We start from the raw sequence: 23,771 nt of genomic DNA, 5'->3' as shown, positions 1-23,771 counted from the left end.
AGTGCCGCCCTGTGCGATGTGGATAGCCAAGGCGGCGCAACTATTTGTTATTCGTTATTTGTTATTCGAGATTAGCGTCTTTCTAACAGCGTAAACTCGCTAGGCTTCTTCAATACAGATGGCGATATCTTTAACTTCATAAATCCGCAGGCCATCTTTACTCAAGTTGGCATCGCCCATAATGATGCGTTTGCCATTGTCGTCTGTCACGCTGGTAATGTGCACATCCAGCGACATCTGCTTGTTTAATGGGTTAATTTGGCCGCGATATTTCCATTTGATATCCGATAAAATCTGCCCAAATTTAGGATTGTTAAAGCCCGCGCCAAGGTCTTGGTCAATCGCATAGGTTTGCATCAGCTCGATAATGGCTTCAACCCCTAATGAGCCTGGCATTACCGGATCTTGATGGAAGTGGAATTGGAAGAACCAATCACTCGGGTCAATGGTGCGCTCGGCGTATAAATAGCCAAGGCCCGCTTTACCGCCGGCTGTTACGATTTCAGCCTTGTCGATAAAGTTAAGTTGACCGCCCGCTAAACGGTAATGCGGCTGACCTTCTGGCGCGTTAAAGCTGCGATGCTGTTTATCTAACAGATTGATTTGGCTATCGGCGACTATGCCATTTTGCACATGCCAAGGTTGAGTTGTCTTGCCGTTGTCTATGCCAAGTTGGTTTTTCAGCGCATCGCCCTTGAAGTAACCAAATACCGCTTTACCTTGGTAGAAAGGCTCGCCATCGCAGCTTAACTCGAAGCTGAAATTCTGAATAATGTTGCTGCCAGCAATCACAGTCGATAACAGACGTGAGTCGTTCACTATGGTTTTGCCGCGTAAATCCACGTGGCGCAGCAACTTACCGCTACCGTCTAAGTTACGGAAGAACAGCTCTTGGCCGGGGAAGCCCAAGGTTGTGCCCATATAGCCCGAGATAAAGCCGTTTGGCTGCAGTGATATTTCCATTAGCACTGAATAGGGCATCACGGCGTGATGACTGTTTTTATTGTAATACCAAGCATTTGCAGGCACTTCGTATTCGGCGATACACGAAGAAGGCTTTTTCAGCTCGCCGCGTTTGCCGTCAATCGCAATGACGCGGGTGGTGAGCTGTAAATCACCGCAAGGCGTGCGCGGTGGAATAAGGCCGCGATAGATGCTGAAATCAGGGCCGAAGCAGTTTTCGATATCACCCGTGGCAAATTCGAACATGTGATACGGCGTGAACGGCAGGGTATCGGGCACGCGGTTGGCGTACTTTGAATCCGCTGGCGCAATCGGCGCAGGCACATGCTTAAGCGGCACTACGCCTTTATTGGTTGGCGCAGTTAAATCAGGCAACTGTGCCATCAGTGGCGCCGCTAACGATACTGATGTTGTTGAAACCAACGGCGCAGCCGAAACAGCATTTTTAGCTACATTTCTAGTCGTATTGTTAGCTGTGCTGTTGGCATTATCCGCGAGGTAGCGGGTGCATTCGGCTTCTTCTTTGATCATCACCCCAAGGTTTTGGAAATCCACTACCACTTTGCCATTGAGCAAAATATCGATATTCGCCTTAGCATACGGGCGCGGGCTCATACCGATTTCGGTGATTTCCATGCGATAGGTGAGCAGGCCAGATTGCGGCAAAACTTGACCGCGACAGCGCACTTTTTGTGACGCATTTTCGAGCGGTTGAAAACGACCATCTTTAACTCCGAGGTGCATACCAATATGCAGCATAAAGAATTGCAGTAATTGACCACAACCTTCGGCCATTAATGACCCCGCCATCACTTGGTCGCCCTTGAAATGACACGGGAAATACCAATGATCAGCTTCGAGCTGCTTATGGCCTTGAACTGAGCCTAAGCCCCACGCGCCGCCATGCACCTCAAGATTGCTGACCTGTTCAATCATCAGGAATTTTTCGGATGCAAAACATAGTGAGGGCTGCAATCCATATTGGGCTTGATGCGTCGCATGGGCGCCGCCAAAACAGCCACCGATATCGGCGCCGAGCAGTTTATGGATTTGGCTGTAATCAAATTGGTTTTGCGCGCAATCAAGCAGCGGATTAAAGCGCTGTTTATTCGGATTATTCAAGGCGAGGTTGCGCGCTTTGATTTCAGCTTCGGTGTGAATAACACCTTTGCCGTCGGCCAGCTCTTTATCGGTGAAGAAGCCGGCACAGCCGCCATCCATTTTCAGGATCAGCTTGTCGCCCACGAAACATTCGTAGGAGAAGAAGAACAACAGGGTATCGCCATTGCGGGCAAAGTGATTGATGGAAATATCGTAGCGCAGGGTGTCGCCACCGCGCGGTAAGTCGCCAAGGAAGGTCAGGGTGCAATCGAGCAGGCGATAAACGCGCTCGCCCTTGTTTTCAAAATCGATACCTAAGTAGCTGATCAGCATCAAGTCGCATTGACCCGATTCGACCGCCACGGCCCAAGGGATTTGGCCATCGACCAAATACGGCGCGTCCACAGGAATATCGTATTCCGTGGTCATAGTGCAAGGCTGATATTGGTTCATCTGGGCGTTTAATTTCGTTACCCGAGATACCAGCAAATAGTCAGTCGTTGGCAGGCGTACACGACGCGAATAGCTGTCGATAATGGCGTAATCTGGGCCAAATACTTTAGCAATATCACCTTCGGCGTACTCGACTAAATCCGCATAATCCCAAATGCAAGGCTTGCTTATCGGTGTTGGCGGCGTGTACTCAGGCACTTTTGCATGATTGGGATAAAGCGCAGGATGTGGAAGAACCGCTGTCGCAGATGCCTGAACAATGGCTTGCTGTTGTACTGGCGCAGCTCGGCCATTGACGGCTAACTCGCTGGCAAGCTGGGCTTTCATCAAGGCATCGGCCAGTTTCAAGCCTTCAGCACGGCTTTGTAAAAAGGCTAAATGGGCTTCACGGGCGAGTTGCTGATTGCTTAAAAATGCCGCGTCTTTTAGCTCTGCTTGAGTGGCGTTTTTATTGGTGCTTAGGGCATTAATTGGCATGCTGCTTAATGTCTCTTTTTGTTGAGCCGTGGTTGGGCTGCTTGTTGCAAAGCGACTCGTGTCTTTGCTCGCTATTTGGGCCAAATGTTTGCGCTGGCTGCGCGCTGGCAATGCTGTCATGGCTTGGGCTTTTTGTTGTATAGCATCAAGGACTGCGATCGGAGTATCTAGGATATGCTGATAGATATCGCGGCCACCGAGCGTTACTTGTTTTATTAAGTGTTTTTGCTCTGAAAGCGTTAAGTCTTGTTCTAGCCTTTGCTGCAAACTGTATGCTTGCGTGGCACTTTGGCTGAGCAGTAACTGCGAGCATTTACCTTGGCTAAACGTCGCTACGAGCGCGTGCTGCACTTGATTAGCTTTTTGCTGTGCTTGGTTTTTAAGTCGTCCGTGATTTTTAAGCTGCAACAGGGCGCTCAAAATACTCGCCATACCCGCAGCGGCAAAGTTGTGGCCAAGGGTATCAGCGGCTTGGCTGCGCTCACTCACACTCGGCAGCAGGGTATTGAGTACCTGCTCTGAATCGGCAAGTTGCTCAACCGCAATACTGGTTTCAATCAAGTTAATCTGGCTGCTATTCACCTTGGCTTGGGTTAGCAAGTCATCGCAAATACGCGCAGTGTTGCTATTACCTTGTATGTCACAAATCGCGCCAAATACTTGGCCGCTGATGTGACCATAACTGTCGCCATAGCTGCTATTGGCATTAGCATTGTCAGCGGCATTACTTGGCTGGGCTGCACTTGATTGCGCTGTGGTGAGCACTAACGCGCCAGCACCTTCACCGACTTTCCAGCCTGTGTCAGTGGCAGTAAATGCCACTGGCGATACGGCGTTTTTAAGGATCACTTGCTCTAAACTGCCACTTAAATCGACGGCGGCGATCACTACGGCATCTAAGGATTCTTGGGACAACAGATTTTCGGCCACATCGATACAGCGGGCGACCGATTGCTCCGCCGCCGAAATGGTAAAGGCAGGGCCGTTAAAGTCCCAAAGGGATGCGATACGTGACGCCATGATGTTGCCAATAAAACTGGTGTATTGGTTCAGTTTGGCGGCATCGAGCACACTGTCCATGGCGATCTTTTCAAGGGCGAGATACTCGGCTTGCGTGAGTGTTATTCCTTGTTTTTTAAGGCTGTCTGCCAGTTGGGTGTGTAGATTTACGCGGCCACGGAACTGGTGTAATTCCAGTTCAGTTTCCATCGCCACTAATACAGCAACCTTGCCACCGGGCTTTAAGTTCGCATCACGAATCGCTTCATCGGCCACTTTGATCAGCAGCAGTTGCTGGGAGATCAGGCGGTCATCCTCATTGGGCGGCACTTTAAAGCGCAGGAAGTCAAAATCGAACTGGTCGATATATGCGCCTTGCGGGACAGAAGACAAGCCAAAGTTAGCTAAAATCTCAGGATGTTTATCTAAGCCTTTCCAACGTTTAGCGGGTAGCGGGATAAAAGTATCTTGCTTCGCGCTTATCGTTTTATCCAGTGCATTTATGGAGGATAAAGGCCCGAAGTGTGATGCTAAGCCAATGATATTTAATGGTGTGTGCTGATAACTTACAGTAGCAGCCGGTTGTTCACTCTTTTTGTTTGTATTGGCAGCATAGGATTCCAGCAATAAATGCGCGTTACAGCCGCCAAAACCAAACACAGAAACACCCGCGTGGCGGCGGTCATTGCCGGCTTTATCTGGCCAAGCATGCAACTCTGTTGGCAGATTTTTAGCGCTAAACAAGCCCTTAGGCGAAGATATCGGCGCTGATAAGTTAATACTTGGCGGCAGTCGACCCGAGCGCATGGCAAAAATCATCTTCATGATCCCCGGCATGCCCGCGGCTGTGAGTAAATGGCCTAAGTTGGATTTTGCCGAACCGATCAGCGGCACCGCAGAGCCCGCGAGTTTGTCCTCAAAAAAGCGTTCCATCGAAGCGAGTTCGACCTTATCCCCAAGCGGCGTGCCTGTGGCATGGCATTCAATCACTTCGATATTGGCGGGCAGTGTGTTTGCCGCACTATAGGCGCGCTCGAAGGCTTGCACTTGGCCCTTGCTGTTGGGGCTTAATACAAACTGGCCTTTACCGTCGTTCGACAAACCAATGCCGCTGACGACGGCATAGATGTTGTCGCCATCGCGCTCGGCATCTTCTAAGCGTTTTAAGACTAACACCCCAGCGCCTTCTCCAGCGAATAAGCCCTTGCTATTGCTATCAAAGGGCGCTGAAATACCGTGATCTGGGTAGGCGTGGAAAATTGAGAATCCCATGTTGATAAAAAAGGGATCGGCGCCCGATACTGCGCCCGCAAGCATCATATCGGCCTTGCCAGTTGTTAGGTAATCGCAGGCGAGTTTGAGTGCATAAACCGAGCTGGCGCAGGCGGCGTCCAGACTCAACTGGGTGCCACCCAAACCGAGTGCATCGCTGACTAGCTTTGAGGCTGTGTGAGCAACGGCGCCATTGGCGACGTTTAAGGCTTGGCTATTGGCATTGAGATCGTTAACTGAGTTGCCAAAGTCAGCCAGCTGAAATGCGCTTTGGTTAAGTTTGTTTTGCAGCGCCTTTTCAACAGTTTGATGATACAGAGGCAAAAACAGTTCGTTGGAGCGGGCGGTGGGGAACGACAAGGTTCCCATTACAATACCTGTGCGCGCCAGTACGGCATCGCTTGGTGCAATCCCTGCGTCTTGAAGGGCTTTGCGACTGCAATCGAGTGCCCATAAAAAGCTTTCATCTAATCCGTCAAAGGCGGACTCAGGCAGTTGATAACCCTTGGCATCAAACTCAAAGTGTTGGATATAGCCGCCTTTATCACAGTAAAAACGGTCAGATTGCCCCTGAACACCTTGGTAATCGGCGGGATTGGCATTGAGCTTTTCGCGACTGATTTGGGTGCGAGAGTCTTTTTTATCCAACAGATTTTGCCAGAAGGTTTGTGGATTATCGGCGTCAGGATACTGAGTCGCGAGACCGACAATCGCAATTTTTGATGCGCTTTTTGATGCGCGGTTTGACGCAATGGTAGGCACGGTAGTTTTATCAATAGTAGGGGAATGCTGAGAACTCACAGGGGTTCTCCTTTTGGTGATACTGCTGATGATAAAGGGGCTGCGTTAGCACTTAATGGCTGCATGAGCGACAGCGGCACTCTGTGGCTTATCAGCTGAGCTAAACACTTGAGTAAGCTGGTAATCGCGTCGGCACCCTTGGCATTGCAGGCTATGGCGACTGTAGTTGCGTTCTCGGTGCTTTGGCTTGCATGGGCATGGCTGATTTTATCTATGAGTGTGCTGGTTTGCCTATCGGCGCCCACTTCGACAAATAGCCTTGCGCCTTGCTCAGTGGCATTTTGAATGAGCGCACTAAAGTCGAGTGGCGAACAAAAGGTATCGGCAATCGCGCGGCCAATGCTGTGACTATCCACGGTGACTGGCGCAGTTTGCGCTGCGCTGATAAAGCGAATAGGCGAGCCATGTGCTGCCGCTTCCAGCGCCTTAGGTTTCAGTGCCTCAGGTTTCACTGCTTGAGTATAGAAATCTTGTACTTGCCCATGGACTAACATGGCAGGTGCGGTATGCATTGCCGTGACGCGATTGGCGGCAATCCCACGCTTACCTAACTTTGCAAGCAGGGCTTTGCAGCTTGTTTCGCAACCTGCAATGACGCAGGTATCACCTTGAATGATGGCTAAGTAAGCGCGAGGGAACTCTGGCAATAAAGCCTTGATTTCATTGCTGTCGGTGCGCACCACAAAGCTGTTCCACACTATGGATTCATTATCCTTAAGCTGCCATGCTCGGCGCACTGCGGTTAGCTCGCCAGAAATGGCATGGTTGAAAATATCGCTATTTTCGGTGGTGTTGATCATAGCATGGGGTGTTTGCCACACATCTAGGCTGGCCCACATGGCTGCTTCGCCCATTGAGTAACCGAGCGCCATTTTTGGCTTAATATTAAAGACTTGGGTTAACAGTTTAGTGAATAGGTAACTGGCACCCACGCCACTAATCGCTTGTTGGCTTAAGCTCATGCTTGCTGCGGTTTTTACATCTGCTGCATAAATCTGCGGTGATTGCAGCATGGCGCTTAAATCGCCTTCACGCTCCAGTTGGTGATACAGCGCGGGGAAATACTCATGCAAGTTATTGAACATATTGGCGTAAACAGTGCCAACGCCGGGATATACAAAGGTCAGCCCCGCATCCCCTAGCGGCTTAGCGGTGAAACAGCTACCCGCTGGCGTCTTAAAGTGTTGACCATGATGACGTACTGCATCATTTTCAAGCGCCGTAAGCATGGCCTTAGCTTCAAGTTTGAGGTCATCAATCGATGCTGCCATCAAGACTAATGCCAGTGGTGCGTTGGCATCATAGCGTTCAAACCAAGCTTTGAGTTGCTCAGCGCGAAAGTCAGCGTGAAAGCCTACGCTATTTTCCAGTGTGTTAACTAGTTGCAATACTTGCGCGATGAGTGAATCAATATTGTCACCACTTATCGGCACAAACAGCCGGTTTTCATCAACAAGAGCTTTGGGCGCGATAACTTGTGTGCCTTGGGTCAGTACTAGGCTTTGGCAAATATCTTGGCCTGAATCCAGCAAGGTATCTGCTGGGTTTGATCTTGTTGCCGCTAGATTCTTTGCTACAAGATTTAGACATAAAACCCGCGCTTGATGTTGGTCGCTAAACCAATAGCCAGTTTGATGATTGGTGTCGTTTGTCTGTTTTATATCAGTAGTGCCTTTAAGCGGCGCTTGTGTTCGTGCGGCGAGGGCGGTTACACCTTGGCGCAGCGCAACAAATGCTTCGTTGAGCGTGTTGGCGATAAGCTGATGCTGAACGGTTTGTGCTGGATTACGCTTTGCCGCCGCTAATGCAGCATTAGCAACCGCCGCTGCATTAGCAACACCTATTGCCTCATTACCAGCGGCAAAGCCAGCAATAAACGCGTGGGCGTGAAGACGCAGTTTGGCGGCGCGTAAACCATCAAGCAAATACAGGGACTGAGTCAAAGGCTGGGGCAGATTGCCATCATTGAATTTAAGTTCAACGAGCTTGCCTTGCTCAATGGCTGTTGTTGCTTGGCCTAACAAGGCAGTGAGCGACCTTTGCTCATGCACTGACGGTTTATGCCCTCTTGGTTCATGAGCTGTCGGCACATGTACTGTTGATTGGTTGGCATCGGCAGCGCAAATCTGAACTCTTTCACGTTCCGCAAACGTTTCTAATACTTGGGCTGAGTGAGAGTCAAGGTTGACGGCATCGCCAAGCAACACTGCAATACGCAGTGGCTTGGCAAGCTTTTCAGTCATAGCCGTGTCAGCTATCGACGTTTCAGTTTGGCCGCTATGGGTCGTTGCTAAAGGGTGGGCTAAGTTCACTCGACTTTTGCCTCCACGCTTTCAATGGCTTTATTCGCAGCGGTTTGATTAGCAACAACTTTGTTGGCTAAGAATGCACCGTTAAGGTTTTTGCTGATGGTGACTTTGGCGTTGTTCATCTCGCAGCTTAAGCGGCCATCTTGATGATACAGCGTGATATTGGCTTCAAGGGCACGGCCAGAGTGTTTCACCACCTCGAGCACTAAATACCCTTTATCACCAAAGGCAAACGGCGCATGGGAGATAAACTCCCCAATGCTTGATGGCAAACTCGCCGCGCCATATTTGAGTCTCGCCCACACCAGCATCGCCTGTAGCAACAAATCTTCCGCAAAAGCTTGTGAGCCTTTAGGCGTGAGATTAGGCACAAAATCCCCGCAGTCTGCTAACGCAACATGGGGTAGGCTCACCTTGGCGATTAAGCTCGCATCGTCAAACTTCACCACAGACTCAATACCTTGCAGTCTCGGGCCGTGGAAAAGCGTGCCGTCGCTGTAAAGGTTGCTCGCGGTTGTGATGGCAGAAAGTCCTGCCAAACTTTGCGCGTCAAAGGCGGTTGCTTTGCTGTTAGTGGCTAAGTAATCGCTAGCCGCGTCATCAACGGCATCATCAACGACTAGGATAGCTTGATATTGCGGACGACCTTCAAAGCTGATTAAGGCACTGAATTGTCCACTCAAGTACTCGTCAGAATCTTTCGTGGCTTTATCCGTTAACGCAATCGGTGCAAGTTCAAGTTCCAGCGTGATGGGGGTTGCACTTTCTAACACTCCATTTTGTAACACGGCAGTGTCGAAAATAATGCCCTTCAATAGCTTGTAGCTTTGCACTTTGACTGGTTGCTTAAGCACATCAAAGGCGGCTTCACGCATCCACTGAATCGCGCACACAGTCGGTAATACGGGATTACCGTTAATGCAGTGATCTTCAATAAAGATCATTGCCTTAGGGTCCAGTGTACGCTGCAGTTTTACAGCGCTTATATTTACTGCGCTTGGATTTAAAGCGTTAAGCAAAGCATGCGGACCCGACGAGTCAGTGGTCAGATCCGCTTCAGGCTTTTTTAGATTGCTACCTTGAGTTGCTTGCTCGTCACTTGGAACTGTGCCTTGCATATCAGTACCGACCAGCAATTGTGCGCCTGTGTTGCTCAGTAATTGGCTCGCAAATAACTCAGCACCCGCCTTTAACGGGATCACATAAACACCGCGATCCATAAACATCTTTTTCAGCGCAGGATTCACCATGCCGCCGTCCCACGGACCCCAATCGAAGCTCATCACTTTGGCATTTGGCAGTTGCTGCGCCAGTTGCAGTGCGGCTTTGTTGAGTATGTCGTTGGACATGGCGTAATCGCTTTGGCCGGTATTACCGTAAAAACCCGCCGCCGAAGAGAACAGGGCGATCAGTTTTACTTTATCTAAATCCAGTGCGGCAAGCAGATTGCTAATGCCTGTGACCTTAGTGCCGTACACCCGTGCTAACTCATCTAAGGTCTTGTCTTGGATGTGTTTATCGGCGAGTACGCCCGCACCATGGATGATGCCGGTAATAGGTGATAACTCGGTAATCGGCACTATCGTGCTGGCGATTGCGTCTGGATTGTTAACATCGAGGCTTAAGTACTCGGCGCTCGCGCCCACGGCGGTAAAGGCTTCTAGTGCGGCTGCAATTTCTAGGCTGCTTTGAACTGGCCATACTAAGGCATCCACTTGTTTTGGCGTGGGTTTCTCGCCCAAGCTTTGAATGTGGGCAATAGCTGCGGCTTTAAGTTCGCTGTTATTTTTACCCTGTGCCCAAGCGGGAATGGTTTGTTGGCTGCTTCTGCCAGCAAGGATAAAGTGCGCCTTGCTGCGTTTTGCCAGACTCAAGGCACATTCAAAGGTCACGCCTTTTGCGCCACCGGTCACCAGTATTTTATCTGCACTCGTCAAGTTTGCCGCGCTGTGGCGGGTATCAGCCTTGCCAGCAACTAAGGTTACGCGCTCAAGTGCTTGGGCTGCGCCTTGGCTAACACCGACTTCCAATACGTTATCGGTTGCAAAGAGCTCAGCGATCACTGCATTGGCCAGTTGCTTGGCATCAAGTGCTGGCGCGATATCTAAGGCGCGGCAATGCACGCTTGGCCACTCGTGACTCAAGGTTTTAGTCAGACCTGCCAATGCCGCTTGGTTTAACTCGCTGCGGGCAATTTGGCTGTGGTTAAGATAACCAAAGCCACCGTCGATACGACTGACGCTGATAAAACTACTACCAGTATTGGCGGTTGCTGCTGTTGTTAGCAGGGGTTGTAAGTGCTTGGCGAACAAGAATGCTTGCTCGACCGACGCTTTGGCGGCACTGGACAACACTAAACCTTTAGTATCTGCTGAGGTTTTATGTTGTGGTTGCAGATGAATAAAGCCTGCAACTGTACCTAAGCTTTTGATCTCATTAATCACTGCGCTGATGCTGGCATCGTCAATCGCCGCCAATGTGAAGCTGGCAATGTGGCTATTGAGCGGTGATGCACTGGCTACAAGGCTTTCTGGCGAGCGCACAACCGCAACCGTTAGACCTTGAGCATGCAATTTCTCGGCAAGTACGCCAGCATTGTGACCATCATCGCTAATGATAATGCAGGCATCTTTAGCAAAAACGCGTGGCAGAGCTTTTTGCGCTGATTGCTTTGACGATTGCTGTGGCGATAGTTGCGTTAGCTCAGCCGCCGCTGGCAACTTTTTTAGCACCACCTCACTATGTGGGGGTAAATCGATAGTAGGTTCAGGCTGAACGACAGCGCTAACTGGCGCGGCATTCTGGCTTACCGCGTTTTGGCCTAGCTTGCTTTGCCCTATTTCTTTCGAAAAGAGTGCAACGATTTCACCTAAGGTGCGACACTCGGCCAGATCTTCAGGATTGAGTTCAGGCAAACCTGGTAGCTCGTCTTGTACTGTGCCTAAGATTTCAACGCGCTTGATGGAATCGATACCTAAATCGGCTTCCATATCCATGCTGAGTTCCAGCATTTCAGTGGGGTAGCCCGTCTTGTCGGCCACCACTGACATCATGGTTTGTTGGACTTTTTCAGCGCTTAAACCGTTATTCGCTGGAACTTGTGCTGGCGTTGCTTCAACTTTTGCCGCTGGTGCAACTGCTACCGCGCTAACTACTGGCAATTTGCTGTTCATGTAGTCAACGATTTCGCCTAAGGTGCGACACTCGGCCAGATCTTCAGGATTCAGCTCAGGTAAGCCCGGTAGCTCATCTTGCACTGTGCCTAAGATTTCAACGCGCTTGATGGAGTCGATACCTAGATCGGCTTCCATGTCCATGCTGAGTTCCAGCATTTCAGTGGGGTAGCCTGTCTTGTCGGCGACCACAGCCATCATAGTTTGTTGCACTAACGCAGCGCTTAAACCGCTGGCGGCAGGTGCGGCAGTTGTCACATGAGTTGCTACGATAACTGCGCCCGCTGCAGGCAGCTTGTCATTTTGTGTAAGCTTACTTTGCATGTAGTTAACGATTTCACCCAAGGTGCGACACTCGGCCAGATCTTCTGGGCTGAGCTCAGGTAAACCCGGCAGCTCGTCTTGCACTGTGCCTAAGATTTCAACGCGCTTAATTGAATCGATACCGAGATCGGCTTCCATATCCATGCTGAGCTCCAGCATTTCAGTCGGATAGCCTGTTTTGTCAGCCACCACAGCCATCATGGTTTGTTGAACAAGTGCAGCACTTAAACTATTAGCGGTAGGAGCGGTTGTCGAAACTACAACTTGGCCAGCCGCAGGCAGCTTGCTGTTCATGTAGTCAACGATTTCACCTAAGGTGCGACACTCGGCCAGATCTTCTGGGCTGAGCTCTGGTAAACCCGGCAGTTCGTCTTGTACTGTGCCTAAGATTTCAACGCGCTTAATAGAATCGATACCTAAATCGGCTTCCATATCCATGCCAAGTTCCAGCATTTCAGTGGGGTAACCTGTCTTATCGGCCACCACAGCCATCATGGTTTGTTGAACAAGAGCAGCACTTAAGCCGTTAGATGCAGGAGCTGCAATGGTTTGCGCAACTGGCGCAGCTGTCGAAGCAATAGCTCCCGCTGCAGGTAATTTGCTATTCATATAGCTAACGATTTCACCCAAGGTGCGACACTCGGCCAAATCTTCTGGGCTGAGTTCAGGTAAGCCTGGTAGCTCATCTTGCACTGTGCCTAAGATTTCAACGCGCTTAATCGAATCGATACCTAAATCGGCTTCCATATCCATGCCAAGTTCCAGCATTTCAGTGGGATAGCCTGTTTTATCGGCCACCACAGCCATCATGGTTTGTTGCACTAACGTTGCACTTAAGCCGCTCGTTGCTGGTGCCGCAGGTGTCACTTCTGGCATCACTACAGCAGGCATGACTAATGCAGGAGCGGCAGGCGCAACTTGTACTGTCACAGCTGGTGCATAAGCAACGGGAGCCGTTTGCACAACAGTCGCAACAGGTGTGCTAACAGCGGGGCTCGTCGCAACAACTTGAGTCGCTACTGGTGTAGGAGCGGCATTGTGCACAGTTGCAGCCACAGGCGCTGGAGCAACAGGAGCCGGCGCAGTTGCTCGTGGCTGACTTGCAACTGCTGGAGTAAAGTTAATCGGCGCATTGTTTAACATCGCCAAGGCCGCTTGGCTGCTACTGCTTTGTAGCTGCATAAATTCGGTGTGGCTTTGCAGGGTTTGCGCTTGATGCTGGTGGAACATTTCCATCGAGCGTTGCAGGCTTTCAGGGATTGCAATGCCAAGGCTTGCCATCTTGGCTTGTTCAGTCATCAGTGTCGTGAAGGTATCGCCGTATTGCTGCGGGATAGCTAAAAACTGTTGATGCAACTGCGCCGCTTGAGATTGTGCGCTGAAAAATGCCGTTAATGCATCGCCGCTGACGCTTGGGTTCAATTGCGCCGTCGCTTGTTGCTGGTGATTGCTTAAGCCTTGCGTCACGCTTGGGGATCTTTGTTTCATTTCAACAGTTGCCACTTGATTCGCTTCCGCTTCTATTATTTTTTCAACCACTTTTTCGACGATGACTTCTTTCTCAACGATTTTTTCGACTTCTCTTTCGACAACCGTTTCAACAATGCGATCCACATATTGCACTTGGCTAGTCACGCTGCCTGTGGCGAGGGATTTCGCCATCTTAGCTTTGGTTGCAGCACTAATATGGTTAGTGGCTGTGAGTTTGATGTTCATCGCTGATGGCGCTTCACGTTCGGCAATTTCTTGTGACGTTACGGCTTGATAGGGGTCAACCTCAGTTAACGCCACACCGGCTACCGCGAGTTGTACTGCAGCTAAGCGTAATTGACTGTCACTATCGCCCTTAGGATTCGGGTTCATGCTGACAAGGCAAAGCTCATTTAAGTGTTCACCTAAGGTATTTTCAACTAACTTTTGCAGTATGTTTTTAGGGCCAAACTCAACAAACACACGGGCGCCAGCGTCATACATGGCCTGCAGTTGTTCGCTAAAGCGAACCGATTGCAGCATGTGTTGTTTAAATTCTGCTTTAATCGCTTTGCCATCACTTGGGTGTAGTTGACCTGTGCCGTTGGCATAAAGCGCGATCGAAGGTGCGCTAAATTTTGCTTTATCAATGGCTTTGGCAAAGGTTTTTTGTGCGTGTCCAACCAATGGGGTATGGAACGCGCCTGAGACGGGTAGGGCAATCGCTTTAAAGCCCAGTTCGCTAATGGCTTTCGCGGCCAGCTGAGTTTGCTCTGTGCCACCTGCGATGACTAATTGCGTCGGCGCGTTGTAGTTGGCAATTTTAACGCCATCAAACTGGGCTAAACAGCGATTGATCGCATCGATATCATTCTTTTGCTTAAGAATAATCGCGAACATGGTTCCTAAATCAACTTGAGTCCCAGTATCGGCGGCTTTACTCGCGGCAGCATCGCTCGGCACTTGCGCCATGGCATGTCCACGGGCGAAGGCCAGTTCGACGTAATCCTCATTGGAAATCACGCCTGCCGCGCAAAGGGCTGACAATTCACCAAAGCTGTGACCTGCCACCATATCGGGGGCAAAACCTGCCTGAGTTAATAGCGAATATTGCGCCATTGAAACCGCGCCTATGGCGCTTTGGGCGAACATGGTATTGGTCAGCGCCGCTTCTTGGGCTTTAATCGCATCGGCATCGAATGCCGGAATAGGATAAAGGATGTTCGATAACGGCGTTTGGCCGTGGTGAGCAAATACCTTATCGCTGGCCGTAATTTGTTGGCGCATTTCCGGGAAATGGCAGGCGAGTTCACGGCCCATGTTCAGGTATTGTGAACCTTGACCTGCAAACAGGGCGGCTACTTTCTTTGATTCATTCTTGGCCACTAAGGCATGGGAGCGGTAGCTGATCCCTGACGGTAATTGCCATGCCTCGCTTGCGCTGGTTTCTAGGTGCCCGCTTTCTAAATGCGCACTGCTTTCTAGATGAGAGATGGCTTGATTTAACTGGGCTTGTAGCTGAGCGATATCCTTAGCCACAAAACCTAAACGGGCATCTGTGCTTGCCAGCGGGCGCAGCGGATATTGCTGAGCAATAGCGTTCAGGCTCGCAGCGCTGCTCTTATTCGCGTTTGCGCTTGTGTTCACGCTTTGGCTCTGCGCAGCTTTTAACTCGCTAAGTAGCGCGGCTTTATTGGCTGCGGCAAATAATAGCGTTTGCGGCACACTGCGCTGACGATATTGCTCATCGCGGCTGTGCTCAGGTTTGTATTCTTCTAATACAAGATGGAAGTTCGTGCCGCCAAAACCAAAGGAGCTTACGCCAGCACGGCGCGGCGTTGCATCGGCGCGCTGGAACCATGGGCGAGTTTCGGTATTTAAATAGAATGGCGAACTTTCGATATTCAGTTTTGGATTAGGCTGGCTGACGTTAATGGTCGCAGGCAATACCTTGTGGTGTAGCGCTAGCGCGGCTTTGATCACCCCGGCAGTACCAGCGGTGGATTTAGTGTGGCCCACTTGGGATTTCACTGAACCTAACGCGATATGTTGATTTGTGTCGTTGCCTTGGGCAAATACCGATTTTAAGCCGTTGAATTCAGCCACATCACCCGCTGCAGTACCCGTGCCATGGGCTTCAACTAAGCCAATGCTGTGCGGGGCAAAACCTGCATCGTCGTAAGCGCGTTCGAGAGCTTTGGCTTGGCCCTCAGGGCGCGGCGCATAAATACTCTTAAACTTACCGTCAGATGAGGCGCCAACGCCTTTGATGACGGCATAAATCCGGTCGCCATCGCGCTCGGCATCTTCAAGGCGCTTAAGCGCGACCATGCCAATACCTTCGCCGATCATCATACCTTTTGAATCGATATCAAAGGGTTGAATGGTTTCATTGGTGGTGAAGGCTGGCGTTTTTGAGAAGCTCATGTACATGGATGGCGAGTTGTCGGTACAGACACCGCCAGTGATCATCATGTCGCTGCGACCTTCGGTCAGTTCCGTCAACGCCATACGCATAGCGGCCAGCGAGCCCGCACAGGCAGCATCGACCACACAGTTCATGCCGCCAAAATCAAAACGGTTGGCGATACGGCCTGCAATCACGTTGCCTAGGGACCCTGGGAAAGAGTTTTCTTCCCAGTGGATATATTGGTCTTGGAACTTTTTGATCAGCATTTCGCTGTCTTCATCGCTCAAGCCGCTGCTTTTGAATACTTTTTTAAGCACTGGATATTGCAGGCGCGAGTTCAAGCTCTGACTGATTTTTTGACCACCGCCAACCCCTAGGGTGATGCCGATACGATCACGGTCGTAATCGGCGGACAGGTTGGCGTCGGCAAGCACTTCTTTGGCGACAATCAGCGACAGCAGTTGCGAGGTATCTGTCAACTCAAGAATATTGGGTGGCAGACCGAATTCCATTGGATTGAAGTCGACTTCTGGTAAAAAACCACCGCGTTTACAGTAGCTTTTATCGGCTTTGCTTTTGTCTGCATCGTAGTAATCTTCGGCGCGCCAATGGGTGTCTGGGATGTCAGTAATGGCATCGATTTTTTCGCTGATCAAATCCCAAAATTTATTTAAATAACGCGAGTTGGCGAAGATACTGGCCATGCCGACGATGGCAACGGGCATATCTTTTAAACGTTTGTTGAGTCGTTTATCTTTTTTTGACTCAGTCGCAGAATTAGGTACAGAAGGGGTATGGCTCATAAAGAGTCTCCACGGGTCGACCTGGATACGGTGACCTTGTTTTGGGATCCAGCCGCGTTTGTCTTTGGCGTGCCATGGGCACCGGGAAAACGGGCTAAGAAGGTGTGATAGTTGCGAACGAGCAACTTTCGTAAATGAAACGGCCCATGTCTGAGGACATAGGCGATATATCTATTGGTCGCTTGGGTATTGCTGTCTTGATAAATATCGAGGTAAATCCAATCACTTGCCGTATCTATGCCTAATAGTACTGAGCTTGGGGCTTGCTCAGTAAGCTGCGGCGGTATGGTGAGTGACACCACTTGCACCACAGTATCGCCGTCGGTACTCGGCAATGCGAGCGCCTTAGCTAAGGTTTCTGGATTGACCGTATAGGTTTGGATATCGCTGCCTTGCGTCACAGGCAATTGATTAAAATAGCGTTCGGGAACTTGCGGTGCTTCAAATTCATCGAGCCGCGATATGCCGTAGCGCTTTAAGCAACGGGCAAGGCCGGAGCGCGACACATTGGGATTAATAAAGGTTTGGGTAACCTGAAGTAATCTATCTAAGGTGAGTTTGAGTTGATAGCGTAATCCCACCACCACATATTCTTCCATCGGCGTGAGCGTGGTATTGAGGTGATGGGGCGTGTTCGAACTGTTACTAATGGACTCACGCTTCCGCCATTTACGGACTGTTGCCTCAGTAATATTTAAAATTTTTGCCAGCTGGCTGACGCTCAGATCCGATTGCTGGATAAAGAGTCGCATTTCAGGCGTGGTGGTGGCGTTTCTATGCCGAGGTGCGCTGTCTTTTTTCGCCGCTTGAGTTGTGCTCTTAGGGGCGTAAGACGGCGCTTTAGATTGAGAGTCGCGAGCTGCCATTAATAATAATTATCATCCGACATAATCTATTGGGACTGAGAAGCCATTTTGGCTGAGTCAGCTGTGGCACTCTTGAAGAACATAGTGACACTCATCGTAAAACCTGTGCTTATCATCTGTGTCACTTAATGGGGATGCAGATTACCTGAGGTTTCGGGTCGATACAATCATCTGGGACTGGAATTTATTGGCTTTCGTTGAGTAATGGTATTTTCTGTGCGTTATGTTGGGTTTTCGTTGACCGCTTGGGCTTTTTAATACTTTGATAGTGGAAGAATTAAATTTTTAGGGGCGATAAAGACCGCTTTTTTGAGTTAGCGGGGTAAAATAGCCCAATATTGGCTTAAGCCTCCTCTGCAAGGAATCAGACTGTGCGGCTAAACCTGTTAATTTGGGCGCAAAACCTTGGCGCAATTGCAGCAAAAAATTTGCGCATAGGATGGCGTTCAGGGTCGTTCTAAGAATTGCTCTAATTAGAGTGCTGCTAAGAATTGAACTCAGGCTTAGTTGAAACTATTTAAGATGCATAATGAACTCAGAGAATGATGAACCAAGACAATACCCAGATATGAATGTTGCTAAGTGCTCTCCAAAAAGCCAGACAATGATAACCATCAGCCGCAAGGCTTTGTCCTGCAAGGCTCTCAAATGACCGACTCCAGAACATCTAGCAAAAACGGCGTGAATGTGGATCTATTTTTTATTCCACTGAGTGATATTTCATTGCCGCAAACATCACTCGCTCAGTCTTGGTTAAGTGATGATGAACTCGCCAAGGTCGCGCGTTATCGCGATCCCAAGGCGCAAATGAAGGGATTACAGGTCAGGGCAGCGTTGCGGGCCGTGTTATCTCGCTATGCGGATTTATCGCCACACGAGTGGTGTTTTGAATATGGCGCTAAGGGTAAGCCGAGTTTAACGGCAAAATTGCAACAGCAAACGGGGCTTGAGTTTAACCTAAGCCATAGCGGCGATTGGTTATTGATTGGTGTGACTCAGTTTCATGGTGTTGAGTCTGGTTTATTTGGGGTCGATATTGAAAGATCGCGGCCGAAGACGGATATCTATCCAATCCTAAATCATTATTTTTCCGCCCAAGAAACTGCGGCTTTGTTGACCCTTGTCGATGAAGCGAGTCAGCGGCAGCGCTTTTTCGATTTATGGGCGTTAAAGGAGTCTTATATCAAGGCGACTGGCCTAGGTTTAGCGCAGTCGCTTAAATCCTTCGGCTTTGATCTTAAGCCATTCGATCAATTGGTGGCTGGATCGGTTGAGCTTAGATGCCAAGATGCAGCGTTGATGCCGTTCTATGGTGTGGCGCCTTTGCTGAGTGTCTATCCTAATATCCCGCTGCAAACCATTGATGCAAGTTCATTGTATTGGCAAACCTATTTTGGGCGTTTGACCGAGGAATACCGTTTTGCCGTGAGCTTAGGGCATGCTGGTAACACCGAGATTTCCATAATGCTAACGGCGCAACTGAGCAACATAGAAGCCTTACTTGCCGATTATGGTTAACTTGTCTTATTCATCTTCAGTTAAACATTGCTGGGTATAGTCACGCCCATAATATTTTGAATTTGAATGAAATAAATGAGGTTTAACAATGAAACGGATTAAGTGCCTAATACCTGCCACTATGATGGTGTTGCTATCTGGTTGTGGTTATTTTGGTGGCGATGAAAAGCAGCAATTGGAGCAGGCTTGGTTAGCCCAAGATCCACAGTTGCAGCAAGTGGTTGAGCAAATTCGTGCCAATGGCTTAGATGTTGTGGCTCAAAGCGCGGCAGCAGGCACAGTTTCGGCCTGTGTGGCTGAAAAACTCAGCCAAGATCCGCTGGGTAAGTTAGTCAATGTTGAAGGCTCGCTGGTGGAGTCTGCTAAGGTGGCAGAACTGCTGGGTGACTTACAGAAAGTAATGGAGCAAGACATCAGTTTTGATCAGGTCGCGAGCTTGTTACAAAAGGGCGCCGATGCGGCGGCTTATGCTAAAAGTCTTATCGAGCAACAAGGTTTAGATCAAGCCTTACAAAGCCTTAAGCAAATGGTGACCGCGAGCGAGCAATTTGCCCAGCAAGACTTAGGCGCGCATTTTCAGCAGTTATTGCTTGAGTGCAAAACTTCAGTCCCAACGCCAGAGTCTGCGAATTAATTTTCTTACTTTAATCTGGCCTTTAAAGATTGCACGAGAGAACATGTCGTGCAAATGGCTATCCGTACTTCACTCTTGCTTACAGAACACGACTCGCCAAGTGTCAGAATGGTTAGTGCTAGTGTGATTTTTCCATAAAAACGCCCTGAAGGTTCAGGGCGTTGATTTGGTTATTTCGTGCTTGGTAGTGGGACGATTTCAAAGCTTTCATCGAACTTTACTAAGGTCGACGCTATCTTACCGAAGGCATCTTTATCACCTTCTAACTTGGCAGTACCCTTAGCCAGTAACTCTTTAAGTGTGACTTTTCCGAGTAAAATCCCCGTAATATAGCGTTTATCAATATAAAGATTGGCATCGGCCTCCATCGGTTTATCAACCTTAATATTGCTTAAATTACCGTTACTTAGTTCAACATAGAGCGTTTCTTGGGTGTCGGGGTTAATCACATTAAGCCTGATTAGCCCAAGTTCAGCAGCTTTGAGGCTATCGACTTTTACGGCGAGGAAGTCAAATAGGGTCGATATGTCCATTTCTCCTAAAATATCTGCAGAGGCCGATTTAGGCGCGCCGGGTTGAATGCCTACGCGTAACTCTTGGGCGCCAGTGAGGTAAATGTTGCGCCAGCCAGCCCCTTCGGCTTGATAACCCAGTTGCTCATAGGTATCGGCAAGTAATTGTCTTGCCTCTTTGTTATTAGGTTCTGCCATCACGACTTTATTGAGTGCGGTGGCCACAAAACGGTACTCGCCTTGGGCATAGTCGGCTTTGGCGTGTTTCACTACGGCTTTGGCACCGCCCATATACTCCACAAATTTCGTCGCTTCATCTTTTGTCGGTAGTGGGTTTAAGTTGGCGGGATTCATATCGAAATAGCCAAGGTACATGTTGTACACGGCTTTGGCATTATGGCTGTAGGTGCCATGGTAACCATTGGTGTACCAAGTATCGCGCACAGCCTTAGGGATAGTGGTTTGAATCGCATCGCCAATATCTTGAATACCCACGCCATTATTGGCTAAACGCAGGGTTTGATTATGCACTAGGCCATAGTTATCCCTTTGCATTCTTAAGTATTGGTTTATATCAGTATTGCCAAATACGGGGGCTGAGTGGGCAGTGAATATAACCTGTGCATCATTACCAAAATGAGTCAGTAATTCGTTGATATCCTTAGACCATTTTATCGCATCTCGGACTTTTGCCCCGCGTAAGGTATAAATGTTGTGCATGCCGTGGTAGGTGAGCTCTGCGGTCCACAATGCTTTCATTGAGGGAATATAGGTGGCCATTTCCGAGGCGGCTTCTGTGCCTGAGGCATCCATAAACACCATGTCGATACCATCAATAGTGAGTGTTTCCCACTTGTCTTTGGCATTTAAGGTGACATCGGGTTTAACGTAGGTCACTTCGCCTTTGGATAATCCCTTAGCAAGTGCGGCATCGACAATGCCTTGATCGTTTCGCTCTAATGTGGCGCCGTATTGATAGGCGGCGCGGCGGCTCATGGCATTACCGGCAAGCACGTTTTCGTCGACAATTTCTTTGGTGATGTTATTGGAACCATAGACTTTGACGTTTGGGAACATATCTTTGATGGCGCGGGAGCCGCCAAAATGATCTCCATGACTGTGGGAATAAATCATTGCGACTACGGGTAAGTCATTGCCCTCGGGCAAGTGTTTAAGCGCAAACTTAAGGGATTGCTTTGCTGACTCTTTGGTGAGCAGTACGTCATAAAGGATCCAGCCCGTTTTACCGCGGATAAGGGTTAAGTTCGATAAGTCGGTGCCACGCACTTGATAAATGCCATCTGTGACCTTGTATAAGCCGTTAGACACCATATTCAATTGAGCTTGGCGATAAAGTGAAGGGTTTACTGTGTCTGGGGTTTTGTCGCCAATAAAGCTGAAATCGGCACGTAAAATGGCTGCTGTTGGTTCATCTAGTTCAGCAATAAGATTTTTAGAAAACTCTTCAAAGGCTTTTTTATCGGCAAAATTAAGGCTTGCTGCCGTGGCTTTGTTTACCGCAATGGTTTGCTCGGTGGCAGGCTTTCCCTGATAGTGCAGGCTAATATGTTCATGCTCATGTTCAGCGGCCACGGCGCTTAAAGAGAAGCTTGCGATAATACTCATTGTCATCAAAGATTTTTGCATTATTTTACCTACCGAAAAGTGGGATAGTGTCGTTGATGGTTTGAGTATAGCCAGCTTGTGTATTTAGATAACTCGAGTTAGCTTGGATTGTAATATTCATATAGTGAATGAGTGCACTCTTTTATGCCGACACGAAAGCCATTAGATTTAAATTTATTACGCGTGTTTATGGTGGTTTACCGTACTCGTTCATTCACTCAAGCGGCACAGGAGTTAGATTTAACTCAGTCTTCCGTGAGCAATGCGATAAGCCGGTTCAGGGCTTGGGTCGGGGAGTCGCTGTTTAATCGAGTTGGACGGGGAATTGAGCCTACATCGGTTGCACGGGAGATGTACCGTAAATTTGAGCAGCCCATGGCGGATATTGAAACCGTATTACTAGGGTTTGAGCATTTTGATCCCAACTCGAGCCAGCGGCGCTTTTATGTATATGCTAATGAGTCGGTTATCGAAGCGCTGCAATCAGGCGTGCAGGCTTTGTTACAGAATGCGGATATTGAAGTCATTTTCCGCGAGTCACCGCCGCAGGAGGATGAGCTATATCGCGATATTTTGCTTGAGCGGGTCGCCGTTGCCATAGACATTAAGCCCGCGCAGCAAAGTTTGCTCTCGAGCAAATTGCTCTTTACCGAAAATTTAGTTTGTATCGTCAGTCGGCAGCATCCTCGTATTCAAGGTGTCATTAGCCATGAACAGTATTTTGAGGAGAAACACGTCTTTTTGAATCTAAGGCGTTTTAATTTGACTGCGGGGGATTTGTTTACCGAAGGCGTGTTACCAAGGCGCAAGATGTACAGTGAGCAGTCATCACTATTGAGTATGTTTGCAACCGTAGGTAAAAGTGAGGCGATAGGCATAGCGCCTTTGCGGTACGCCAGTCAGTACGCTGAGATGTTCGGCTTACAGATTTTACCTATGCCCCTGAAAACTCGGCCAATTGATTTGTATATGGTGTGGAGCAGTAAATATACCCAAAACCCGAGCCATCAATGGTTACGGCGTTTATTGCTCAATGCGAGTGCAAACACTGTGAATAAAAAAGCTCTAAATCTAGCGAGCAGCTAGGGCTAGCGATTCAGAGCTTTGTTGCAGTTTTTAAATTTTATTTTCTATCTCAGATTGTTAATCTAATAGCCTAAGAAGGTCATTACTGTCTTGCGAGTCTGTGGCTTTCACCAGGTTGCTCGAAGTCACTGCGATAAGGGTTGATATCTAAACCACCGCGACGCGTGTAGCGGGCGTAAACCGTCAATTTAGTGCAATGGCAAAAACGTTTTAAATCGACGAAAATTCGCTCGACACATTGCTCGTGGAATTCGTTATGTTGGCGGAAAGAAATCAAATAGCGCAGCAGTTTCTCGCGATCGATTTTAGGGCCTTGATAACGGATCATCACGCTGCCCCAATCGGGTTGCGAAGTGATCAAACAGTTGGATTTCAGCAGGTTTGAATTAAGCGTTTCCGCGACCGTTTGCTTATCGTCTGTACTGTTAACTAAGTAATCAGGATTAAAACTATAATCGCTGACTTCAATATCGAGATCGTCAATACAAGTGCCTGGTAACTCAATAATACGCTGAATACCAAAGCTTTTTGGCTCGATAATCTTAACGCTAACATCACCTTGAGCACACTGACTTAAGTCTTGCACTAAGGTTTTTTGCAGTGAATCTAGGCTATCAAACTTGGTTTGATTAAAGCTATTGAGATACAGTTTGAACGATTTCGACTCAATCAGATTCAGGCTTTCATAGCTTAAATGAAATTCAGCTATGGCCACCATAGGCTTACCTTTGGCATTTAACCAAGACAGCTCATAACCCGTCCAGATATCGGCACCATGAAACGGTAACGTCCCAGTGAGTGCAATAGCATTACGGTTTAGTGAGCGTGGAACCCCTTGCAGCAGCGACGCATCATACTCGGCTTGGTAGTCGGTGGCTTTACCTAAAGTCAGGCCAACAAGCGCTTGCGCATCACTATAGGGATCGTGATTCTGTGTCATCAATACTGTTTCCATGTCAAAATAGGCGCACATT

9 protein-coding genes are annotated in these 23,771 nt (G+C 48.9%); 3 read left to right on the top strand and 6 right to left on the bottom strand.

Going from position 1 to position 23,771, the window contains the following annotated elements; genetic code table 11:
• Window positions 1–99 precede the first annotated feature (99 nt).
• Genes L5L94_RS00570 through L5L94_RS00555 form a run of 4 tightly spaced genes read right to left on the bottom strand, consistent with a single transcriptional unit; the run spans window position 100 to window position 17,421 of the window.
• On the bottom strand, window positions 100–6,066 hold the full coding sequence (locus tag L5L94_RS00570; RefSeq protein WP_263160686.1) for a beta-ketoacyl synthase N-terminal-like domain-containing protein: 5,967 nt from the start codon (window positions 6,064–6,066) through the stop codon (window positions 100–102).
• Window positions 6,063–8,378 carry a PfaB family protein gene (locus L5L94_RS00565; RefSeq protein WP_263160684.1) on the bottom strand — a complete coding sequence of 772 codons (2,316 nt, stop codon included), beginning with the start codon at window positions 8,376–8,378 and terminating at the stop codon, window positions 6,063–6,065. The genes L5L94_RS00570 and L5L94_RS00565 overlap by 4 nt, the downstream gene beginning before the upstream one ends.
• Window positions 8,375–16,555, bottom strand: coding sequence for a type I polyketide synthase (locus L5L94_RS00560; RefSeq protein WP_263160683.1), 8,181 nt, complete (start codon window positions 16,553–16,555; stop codon window positions 8,375–8,377). Before L5L94_RS00560 ends, L5L94_RS00565 begins: the two co-directional genes overlap by 4 nt.
• On the bottom strand, window positions 16,552–17,421 hold the full coding sequence (locus L5L94_RS00555) for a transcriptional regulator (RefSeq protein ID WP_263160681.1): 870 nt from the start codon (window positions 17,419–17,421) through the stop codon (window positions 16,552–16,554). Before L5L94_RS00555 ends, L5L94_RS00560 begins: the two co-directional genes overlap by 4 nt.
• 648 nt (window positions 17,422–18,069) lie before the next feature.
• Between L5L94_RS00555 and L5L94_RS00550 the strand changes: the two genes are divergently transcribed.
• Together L5L94_RS00550 and L5L94_RS00545 are read left to right on the top strand one after the other, a co-directional pair.
• Window positions 18,070–18,939 carry a 4'-phosphopantetheinyl transferase family protein gene (locus tag L5L94_RS00550; RefSeq protein WP_317629615.1) on the top strand — a complete coding sequence of 290 codons (870 nt, stop codon included), beginning with the start codon at window positions 18,070–18,072 and terminating at the stop codon, window positions 18,937–18,939.
• 88 nt (window positions 18,940–19,027) lie between these two features.
• Entirely contained in the window at window positions 19,028–19,573 is a 546-nt protein-coding gene (locus L5L94_RS00545) for a hypothetical protein (RefSeq protein ID WP_105249737.1), read from the top strand.
• 170 nt (window positions 19,574–19,743) lie between these two features.
• Here the strand turns inward: L5L94_RS00545 and L5L94_RS00540 are convergent, their stop codons facing one another.
• Complete coding sequence (locus L5L94_RS00540) at window positions 19,744–21,732, bottom strand: alkyl/aryl-sulfatase (RefSeq protein ID WP_263160679.1); 1,989 nt, start codon at window positions 21,730–21,732, stop codon at window positions 19,744–19,746.
• A gap of 123 nt (window positions 21,733–21,855) precedes the next feature.
• Here L5L94_RS00540 and L5L94_RS00535 point away from each other — a divergent pair, with 123 nt between their 5' ends.
• Window positions 21,856–22,797 (top strand): LysR family transcriptional regulator, encoded by a 942-nt coding sequence (locus L5L94_RS00535; protein ID WP_263160677.1) that lies wholly within the window; start codon window positions 21,856–21,858, stop codon window positions 22,795–22,797.
• Between the two features lie 82 nt (window positions 22,798–22,879).
• Here L5L94_RS00535 and queF read toward each other — a convergent pair whose 3' ends face one another.
• Complete coding sequence (gene queF / locus L5L94_RS00530; protein ID WP_105249734.1) at window positions 22,880–23,737, bottom strand: NADPH-dependent 7-cyano-7-deazaguanine reductase QueF; 858 nt, start codon at window positions 23,735–23,737, stop codon at window positions 22,880–22,882.
• Between the last annotated feature and the right edge of the window lie 34 nt (window positions 23,738–23,771).

This window comes from Shewanella sp. SM21 (genome assembly GCF_025654335.1).
Classification (GTDB): domain Bacteria; phylum Pseudomonadota; class Gammaproteobacteria; order Enterobacterales; family Shewanellaceae; genus Shewanella; species Shewanella oncorhynchi.
Note: the sequence above shows the minus strand (reverse complement) of the source record. Positions and strands in the feature narration are given on the sequence as shown.